The organism is Nocardia alni, assembly GCF_019038435.1.
In the GTDB taxonomy this organism is placed as follows: Bacteria; Actinomycetota; Actinomycetes; order Mycobacteriales; family Mycobacteriaceae; genus Nocardia; species Nocardia alni.
On record NZ_JAGPOX010000239.1, the window covers coordinates 1 to 8,474 of the forward strand.

Sequence of the window (8,474 nt, forward strand, 5' to 3'; positions counted from 1 at the left end):
TCCCGCTGCTACTCCGGGCGTACGGTCAGAATGCGCGGGCCATCGTCGGTTACGGCCAATCGAGCGCGGCCTCCCGCTGCTACTCCGGGCGTACGGTCAGAATGCGCGGGCCATCGTCGGTTACGGCCAATCGAGCGCGGCCTCCCGCTGCTACTCCGGGCGTACGGTCAGAATGCGCGGGCCATCGTCGGTTACGGCCAATCGAGCGCGGCCTCCCGCTGCTACTCCGGGCGTACGGTCAGAATGCGCGGGCCATCGTCGGTTACGGCTACGGTGTGCTCCCAGTGCGCCGCACGCGAACCATCCGTGGTGACAACGGTCCAATCATCGTCGAGCACCTTCGTATCGACCGTGCCCAGCGTCAGCATCGGCTCGATCGCCAGCACCGATCCGACGACGAGTTTCGGCCCGCGCCCGGGCTCACCCTCGTTCGCCAGGAACGGATCCATATGCATCTCCCGGCCGATGGCGTGCCCGCCGTAGCCGTCGACGATGCCGTAGTCCCGGCCGTGTTCACGCTGCGCGACGCGGGTGCCCAGTTCGATGGCGTGCGAGATGTCGGTGAGCCGATTGTCGGGCAGCATGGCCGCGATACCGGCCTCCATCGACAGTTTGGTCGCCTCGCTCAGCAGGCGGTCGGCCTCGATGATCTCGCCGATGCCGAATGTCCACGCCGAATCGCCGTGCCAGCCGTCCAGGATCGCGCCGCAGTCGATCGACACAAGGTCACCCTCGCCGAGGATCTCCTGGGACGACGGAATGCCGTGCACCACACGGTCGTTCACCGACGAGCAGATCGAGCCCGGAAATCCGTGATAGCCCTTGAACGAGGGTACCGCCCCGGCCTCGCGGATCACCTGCTCGGCGACCTCGTCCAGCTCGAGGGTGGAGACGCCGGGCTTGGCCGCCGCACGCACGGCGACCAGCGCCCGACCCACGATCGCCCCGGCCGCCGCCATCGCGTCGAGCTCGCCGGCGGTGCGGAACGGCACCACCTTCTTGTGCTTACGGCCGAAAACCATATCGCGTCAGTGGCCCAACGCCGCGAGCATGCGCGCGTTGACCTCGTCGACCGCACCGACGCCGTTGACCGTCACGACCAGCCCGTCGTAGTGCTCGAGCAGCGGGGCCGTCTCCGACTGGTACACGTGCATGCGGTTGCGGATGACCTCTTCGGTGTCGTCGCCGCGGCCGCGCGCGAGCATGCGCTGCACCACGACCTCCTCGTCGACATCGATGCTGATGACGGCGTCGAGTTCGTGATCGGACTCCTTGAGCATGCGCTCGAGCGCCTCGGCCTGATCGACCGTGCGCGGGTAACCGTCGAGCACGAATCCGTTCACCGCGTCCGGCTCGGCGATACGCGACTCCACCATGCGGTTGGTCACGTCGCTGGGCACCAGATTGCCCGCGTCGAGGTACTTCTGCGCCTCCCGGCCCAGCGGAGTCTGCTCGGAAATGTTCGCGCGGAACAAATTCCCCGTGGAGATGTGCGGTACGCCGAGCTTGTCCGACAGCAGTTCGGCTTGCGTGCCCTTACCGGCACCCGGAGGTCCGAGCAGTACGACTCTCACTTGAGGAACCCTTCGTAATTTCTGTTCATCAACTGGCTCTCGATCTGTTTGACCGTATCGAGGCCCACACTCACGACGATGAGTATCGAGGTACCACCGAACGGCAGCTGGCTCGCAGCTCCTCCATTACCGCCGATGTGCAAGAACAGATTCGGCAATACGGCCACAGCACCAAGATAGATAGAACCGGGGAGGGTGATTCGGCTCAGCACTCGAGTCAGATAGTCCGCGGTCGGCTTACCCGGACGATATCCGGGAATGAAGCCGCCGAACTTCTTCATCTCGTCGGCGCGCTCCTCCGGATTGAAGGTGATCGCGACGTAGAAGTAGGTGAAGAACACGATCAACGCGAAGTAGATCGCGACGTACACCGGATTACCGGGGTTCACCAGGTATTCCTGAATGATCTTCTGCCACCAGCTGGACTTGGCGCCCGCCGAGGCCTGGGTCAGCTGTGACACCAGGTTCGGTAGGTACAGCAGCGAGGAGGCGAAGATCACGGGGATGACGCCGGCCTGGTTGACCTTCAGCGGCAGATAGGTCGACGAGCCGCCGTACATCTTGCGCCCGACGACGCGCTTGGCGTACTGCACCGGGATCCGTCGCTGACCCTGTTCGACGAAGATCACGCCGACGACGACCACCAGCGCGGCGACGATGACCGCGCCGAAGATCAGCCCACCGCGGCTGTCCAGAATCGACTTGCCCTGGCTGGGCAGGCGCGCGGCGATACCCGCGAAGATCAGCAGCGACATACCGTTGCCGACGCCGCGCTCGGTGATCTGTTCGCCGAACCACATGACCAGCGCCGCACCTGCGGTCATCACCAGCACGATGATGATCATGGCGAAAATGCTCTGATCGGACAGGATGTTGTCCGGGCACCCGCGCAGCAGCTGGCCGCGCGCGGCCAGCGCCACCAGGCCGGTGGCCTGCAGCACCGCCAGCGCCACCGCCAGATAGCGGGTGTACTGCGTCATCTTGTTCTGGCCGGATTGGCCTTCTTTACGCAGCTCTTCGAAACGCGGAATCACGACGGTGAGCAGCTGAATGATGATGCTCGCCGTGATATACGGCATGATGCCGATCGCGAACACCGAAAGCTGCAGCAGCGCACCACCGGAGAACAGGTTGATCAGCTGGTAGATGCCGGCATCGTTACCACCGTTGATGATGTCGATACAGTGCCGCACCGAGTGATAGTTGACGCCGGGCGACGGCAGTGACGCCCCGACGCGATACAACAAGATCAGGCCCAGCGTGAAGAGAATCTTCCGCCGTAAATCCGGGGTGCGGAAAGCCGACACGAAGGCGGAAAGCACAGATCCTCCTGGCTAACGACATGGTGGGGTCATGCCCGGGTTCGACAAGTCTTGGCAGACAACACTTGAACTCTAACAGCGACGCCGGACGGGCTCGCGACCCGTCCGGCGACCACTGTAACTACAAGAGCCGTCAGCCCAGCTCGGTGGCGGTGCCACCGGCAGCGGCGATCTTCTCCTTGGCGGAGCCGGAGAACTTGTCGGCACTGACCTGGACGGCCACACCGATCTCACCGTTGCCGAGCACCTTCACCAGCTCGTTCTTGCGCACCGCACCGGCGGCGACCAGCTCGGCCTTGCCGACCTCGCCACCCTCCGGGAACAGCTGGGCCAGATCGCCGACATTCACGACCTGGTACTCGACGCGGAACGGGTTGGTGAAGCCCTTGAGCTTCGGCAGCCGCATGTGCAGCGGCATCTGGCCACCCTCGAAACGGGCGGGCACATTCTTGCGAGCCTTCGTACCCTTGGTACCGCGGCCCGCGGTCTTGCCCTTGGAGCCCTCACCGCGACCGACACGGGTCTTCTCGGTCTTGGAGCCCGGAGCCGGACGCAGGTGGTGGAGCTTGATCGGGGTCATGCGTTAACCTCCTCAACGTTTACGAGGTGGCGCACGGCATTGACCAGACCGCGGTTCTGCGCATTGTCCTCCCGGACCACGCTCTGCCGGATCTTGCGCAGCCCGAGGGTACGCAGCGACTCACGCTGGTTCGCCTTCGCGCCGATACTGCTCTTGATCTGAGTGATCTTCAGTGTCTTCGGTGTCTCTGATGCCATGGCTTACGCTCCCTGTCCCGCGCGCGCACGCAACATGCCCGCAGGAGCCACATCCTCGATCGGCAGACCGCGACGGGCGGCCACCTCCTCGGGGCGCTGCAGCATCTTCAGGGCCGCCACGGTGGCGTGCACGACGTTGATGGCGTTGTCGCTGCCCAGCGACTTGGCCAGAATGTCGTGGATACCCGCGCATTCCAGCACCGCACGCGCGGCGCCACCGGCGATCACACCGGTACCGGGCGCGGCCGGACGCAGCATGACAACACCGGCCGCCGCCTCACCCTGAACCGGGTGGGTGACGGTCGAGCCGATCATCGGCACGCGGAAGAAGCCCTTGCGAGCCTCTTCGACGCCCTTCTGGATCGCCGCGGGAACTTCCTTGGCCTTGCCGTAGCCGACGCCGACCAGGCCGTTGCCGTCGCCCACGATCACCAGGGCGGTGAAGCTGAAGCGCCGACCACCCTTGACGACCTTGGACACGCGGTTGATCGCGACGACCCGCTCGAGCTGGTTCTTCTCGGCGGCATTGTCGCGGCCTCCGCGATCGCCACGACGGTCACGACCGCCGCCACGTTCCTGACGGCCCCCATCAGGGGTGCTGCTGCTGTTCTGTCCGGCGGGTCCGTTGCCGCCGTCACGCCTTTGACGACCCGGCATCAGACGTTCCTTCCGTTCATGGTCTGCATCATCAGAACTTCAACCCACCTTCGCGAGCGCCATCCGCGAGGGCGGCGATGCGGCCGTGGTAGTCGTGGCCACCGCGGTCGAAGACCACGGCATCCACGCCGGCTGCCTTGGCACGAGCGGCGAGCAGTTCGCCGACCTTGCGGCCCTTGGCGGACTTGTCGCCCTCGAACGTGCGCACATCGGCCTCGATGGAGGACGCGGCGGCGAGAGTCTTGCCGACCGAGTCGTCGATCAGCTGCGCATGCAGGTGCCGCGAGGAGCGGTTCACCACCAGACGCGGACGCTCGGTGGTGCCGACGATCTTCTTGCGAAGACGGAAGTGACGACGGGCGTTCGCGAAGCGGCGACGGGTCGACGCGTCCTTGCCGAGCGGCTTGCGCGCGGACTTGGTTTCGGTTTGTGTTGTTTTGGCCATGGCTTACTTACCCGTCTTCCCGACCTTGCGGCGAACGACCTCACCGGCATAGCGGATGCCCTTGCCCTTGTACGGGTCGGGCTTGCGCAGGCCGTGGATCACCGCGGCGATCTGGCCGACCTTCTGCTTGTCGATACCCGAGACCGAGAACTTGGTGGGCGATTCCACCGCGAAGGTGATGCCCTCGGGCGCCTCGATCGGCACCGGGTGGCTGTAGCCCAGGGCGAACTCCAGGTTCGAGCCCTTGGCCTGGACGCGGTAACCGACGCCGAAGATTTCCATCTTCTTCTCGTAGCCCTTGGTGACGCCCTCGATCATGTTGGACACCAGGGTGCGGGTCAGGCCGTGCAGAGCGCGGTTGCGACGGTCGTCGTTCGGACGAACGACCTCGAGCTCGCCGCTCTCGGCCTTGCTGATGACGATCGGCTCGGCGACGACGTGCGCCAGGGTGCCCTTGGGCCCCTTGACCGCGACGTTCTGTCCGTCGAGGCTGACCTCGACACCGGCCGGGACGGTGATGGGCTTCTTACCAATACGCGACATTGTCCTGACCTCCCTTACCAGACGTAGGCGAGGACTTCGCCGCCCACGCCCTGCTGCTTGGCCTGACGATCGGTCAGCAGGCCGGTCGACGTGGAGATGATCGCCACGCCGAGGCCGCCCAGGACCTTGGGCAGGTTGGTGGACTTCGCGTACACGCGCAGGCCCGGCTTGGACACGCGGCGCACGCCCTGCAGGCTGCGCTCGCGGCTGGGGCCGTACTTGAGATCGACGATCAGGGTCTTGCCCACGGTCGCGGCCTCGGTGCGGTAATCGGAGATGTAGCCCTCACGCTTCAAGATCTCGGCGATGTTCGCCTTGAGCTTCGAATGCGGAGCTTTCACCTGGTCGTGATACGCCGAGTTGGCGTTGCGCAGACGGGTCAGGAAGTCTGCGATCGGATCTGTCATGGTCATAGGTCGACCGCTAACCTTTCTCGCCACGGTTCCCATACAGCACCCGCTCACGCGGATGGTGGGCCTATGACAATTCGGCTGGTCCGAGCGGCTTTATGCCACCCGGATGAGTGCATGTCACCGAGCCCTGCGCACGGATATGCGGACACAGAGGCGCCCCGGCAACTGGTCCAGTGTAGACAAGGCCCCTACCAGGACAAAATCGGGGATACCCCGAGTGACCGAGCCCTCATCGAGTGCTCATCCCGCGACGTCCCCGATGGGAAGCCGGACGGTGAAGGCGGTGCATCCAGGGACGCTGTCCACGCTGATCGTACCGTCGTGCTCCTTGATCACCGCGGCGACGATGGACAATCCGAGCCCGGTGCTGCCCGCATGCCTGGAACGGGAGGAGTCGCCCCGGGCGAAGCGCTCGAAGATCTCCGGCTGCACCTCCTGCGGAATGCCGGGTCCGTCGTCACAGACCCGCCACACCGCGCCGGCCCGGTCGTCGACCTCGAGCGAGACGGTGACCGTGGTTCCGGGCGGTGTATGCACCCGGGCGTTGGTCAGCAGATTGGCCAGCACCTGATGTAGTCGGGCGGCGTCGCCGCGGATCACGACCGGATCGCCGGGCAGATCCAGATCCCAGGTCTTGTCCGGATCGGCGACGTGCGCGTCGGCGATCGCGTCCACGGTCAGCCGTGACAGGTCCACCGGTTCGCGCCCGAGGGGGCGTCCGGCGTCCAGCTGCGCCAGCAGCAGCATGTCCTCGACCAGATCCGACATGCGCCGGGCCGCGGCGTCCAGCCGCACCATCGCGGTGGCGATGAACGCGGGCATCACTCCCCGATTACGTTGCGCCAGTTCGGCATAGCCGCGGACCGCGGCAAGCGGGGTGCGCAGCTCGTGACTGGCGTCGGCGAGGAACTGCCGCGCCCGGGTCTCGCTGGCGTGCCGGACGGACAGCGCGTCCGCGATGTGGTCGAGCATCCTGTTGACCGCCGAACCCAGCTGTCCCACTTCGGTATTCGACGCGGCATCGGCGGCCGGAACCCGGACCGGCAGGGCCACCTCGCCGTGGTCCAATCGCAGATCGGCCACCCGGGCGGCGGTCCCGGCGACTCGGTCGAGGGGCGCCAGCGCACGCCGAATCACCAAGACCCCCACCGCGATAGCGACGATCAGGGCGACGACGGTGATGATCACGGAGATCACCACCCCGTGCATCAGGGTCGCGTCGACCGCGGCCGTCGGCAACCCGGTCACGACCACCGTGCCCCGCCACGTCTGATCCACCATCACCCGGTACCGCCCGACACCGTCCAGCGCCACCGTGATCGGTTCACCGATGATCGGCAGGGCTGCGATCTGGCGCCGAGCCTGAGCCGACAGACCGTTCACCGTCCCGTCGCCGCCGATTCGCCCGGCGCTCAGGATCGTGCCGTGACCGATGATCGCGCCGATCGCACCGGGTTCGATACCGCCGCGGCCGAGAAACGCCGGGCCTGGTTCGGGACCCGCCGGCGGCGTATCCGGCGGCGGGGACACCTGAGCGGAGTGCGTCGAGGCCCCACCGCCGCCGCCCGGCCCGGCATGCCCCGGTGGACCACCCGGACCAGGTTGTGCCCCGCCACGCTGCCACCCGCCACGCCTGGGCGGGGAGGGACCGTCGGTCGGCCCCTGTTGCGGCTCGGGACCACCGACCAGCGCACCCGATCCGCTCGGCGGATCACCAGGACGCGGGCCGTGATCGCCAGGCATTCCCGGATCGTGCTGGCCGAGCGCGGGTGCGCTCGGTTCTGGATTCGCGCTGCTGGGCGGCGCTTGCGGTGCGGTGGACGCCGTGGGCGCCTGCGCGACCGGCGACGGCGGAGTAACGGGCGGCGGGGGTGGCGGCCCCAGTCGCGGCCCGCCGCCCAGCCCGATCAGCGTCCGATTCTGCAGATCCATCACCTGCGCGTCGAGCTGGCCGATCAGCAGTTTCTGCAGGCCGATCTCGCTGGCCACGCCGATGCCGACCACGACGGCCACCAGCAGCAATGCCTGCCCGGTCAGCAGCCGCGCACGCAGCGACCAGCGCGTTCGTGGCCGAGGCTCACGCCTGTTCGAGCACATTGCCGACGTCACGCAGAGTGTGGATCATCGGCTCGCCGCCGCGGTAGACCTCACGGGCGCCGTCAGCGCCACGCGCGGCGGGTTCGTTCGAGGAGGGAAGGCCGGCCGCGTACACGCGGGTCATTCTGTGCAGGCAACCTTTGTACGAGCTATCACGCACCTGTGAGTTCACTGTGCAAGACGCTACCTGTACCCGCTCGCGCGCACAGTGATCGATGGCGAGATCGGTTGCCTGTCGCAAATTACCGAACGTGATGCCGACGCAACACCCCGATAATCAACATGCTTAGGGCCGCAGGCGATTACGCTTCATAGCAATTTTCCGTTCTAGATGTCGACCATTTCCCTGCGGTTAACTATCGTGTGGGTGTTGTTCTGGCAGTGGAGATGTCACTGCGCCCGAGTTGATCATTTGTGGAGGACCCGTGACGCCCAACGGTTTTGGTGGCCGTGGCCGTAGTGCACCGGGTCGACTGTGCGTGCGGGTTGTTGTCGGTATGTGACCGGCATGTGATTTGTCATGAGTATTGATCTGCCGCACGGTTTGCAGTGGGTGTCGTATCTGGCGGGTGCGCAGTGGCCGCAGGGGGACGAGGACAGGATGTTCTCGCTGGCCACGGATTGGAAGAACGCGGCGAAGCAGGTG

Annotated in this window: 12 protein-coding genes; 1 reads left to right on the forward strand and 11 read right to left on the reverse strand. The window is 66.1% G+C overall.

Annotated elements, in window-relative coordinates:
• Positions 1–221: 221 nt before the first annotated feature.
• The 11 genes from map to JZ791_RS42685 all read right to left on the reverse strand — a co-directional run bounded on the left by map (position 222) and on the right by JZ791_RS42685 (position 7,952).
• Positions 222–1,022 carry a type I methionyl aminopeptidase gene (map, locus tag JZ791_RS42635; protein ID WP_216903410.1) on the reverse strand — a complete coding sequence of 267 codons (801 nt, stop codon included), beginning with the start codon at positions 1,020–1,022 and terminating at the stop codon, positions 222–224.
• A 6-nt stretch (positions 1,023–1,028) separates the two neighbouring features.
• Positions 1,029–1,574 (reverse strand): adenylate kinase, encoded by a 546-nt coding sequence (locus JZ791_RS42640; protein ID WP_216903412.1) that lies wholly within the window; start codon positions 1,572–1,574, stop codon positions 1,029–1,031.
• Entirely contained in the window at positions 1,571–2,896 is a 1,326-nt protein-coding gene (secY, locus tag JZ791_RS42645) for a preprotein translocase subunit SecY (RefSeq protein ID WP_216903414.1), read from the reverse strand. Before secY ends, JZ791_RS42640 begins: the two co-directional genes overlap by 4 nt.
• Before the next feature lie 133 nt (positions 2,897–3,029).
• Complete coding sequence (rplO, locus tag JZ791_RS42650; protein ID WP_216903416.1) at positions 3,030–3,476, reverse strand: 50S ribosomal protein L15; 447 nt, start codon at positions 3,474–3,476, stop codon at positions 3,030–3,032.
• Positions 3,473–3,673, reverse strand: coding sequence for a 50S ribosomal protein L30 (gene rpmD, locus JZ791_RS42655; RefSeq protein WP_216903418.1), 201 nt, complete (start codon positions 3,671–3,673; stop codon positions 3,473–3,475). The genes rplO and rpmD overlap by 4 nt, the downstream gene beginning before the upstream one ends.
• 3 nt (positions 3,674–3,676) lie before the next feature.
• Positions 3,677–4,330 (reverse strand): 30S ribosomal protein S5, encoded by a 654-nt coding sequence (rpsE, locus tag JZ791_RS42660; protein WP_216903420.1) that lies wholly within the window; start codon positions 4,328–4,330, stop codon positions 3,677–3,679.
• 31 nt (positions 4,331–4,361) lie between these two features.
• A complete protein-coding gene (gene rplR, locus JZ791_RS42665) occupies positions 4,362–4,775 on the reverse strand; it encodes a 50S ribosomal protein L18 (RefSeq protein ID WP_216903422.1) in 414 nt (137 codons plus the stop codon).
• Between the two features lie 3 nt (positions 4,776–4,778).
• Positions 4,779–5,318, reverse strand: coding sequence for a 50S ribosomal protein L6 (gene rplF, locus JZ791_RS42670; protein ID WP_216903424.1), 540 nt, complete (start codon positions 5,316–5,318; stop codon positions 4,779–4,781).
• Between the two features lie 14 nt (positions 5,319–5,332).
• Complete coding sequence (gene rpsH, locus JZ791_RS42675) at positions 5,333–5,731, reverse strand: 30S ribosomal protein S8 (RefSeq protein ID WP_216903426.1); 399 nt, start codon at positions 5,729–5,731, stop codon at positions 5,333–5,335.
• Positions 5,732–5,971: 240 nt separating this feature from the next.
• Positions 5,972–7,840, reverse strand: coding sequence for a sensor histidine kinase (locus tag JZ791_RS42680; protein WP_308163476.1), 1,869 nt, complete (start codon positions 7,838–7,840; stop codon positions 5,972–5,974).
• A complete protein-coding gene (locus JZ791_RS42685) occupies positions 7,809–7,952 on the reverse strand; it encodes a hypothetical protein (protein ID WP_216903429.1) in 144 nt (47 codons plus the stop codon). Before JZ791_RS42685 ends, JZ791_RS42680 begins: the two co-directional genes overlap by 32 nt.
• Before the next feature lie 396 nt (positions 7,953–8,348).
• Here JZ791_RS42685 and JZ791_RS47370 point away from each other — a divergent pair.
• A partial coding sequence (locus JZ791_RS47370; protein WP_498049419.1) for a WXG100-like domain-containing protein occupies positions 8,349–8,474 on the forward strand: 126 nt, incomplete at its 3' end.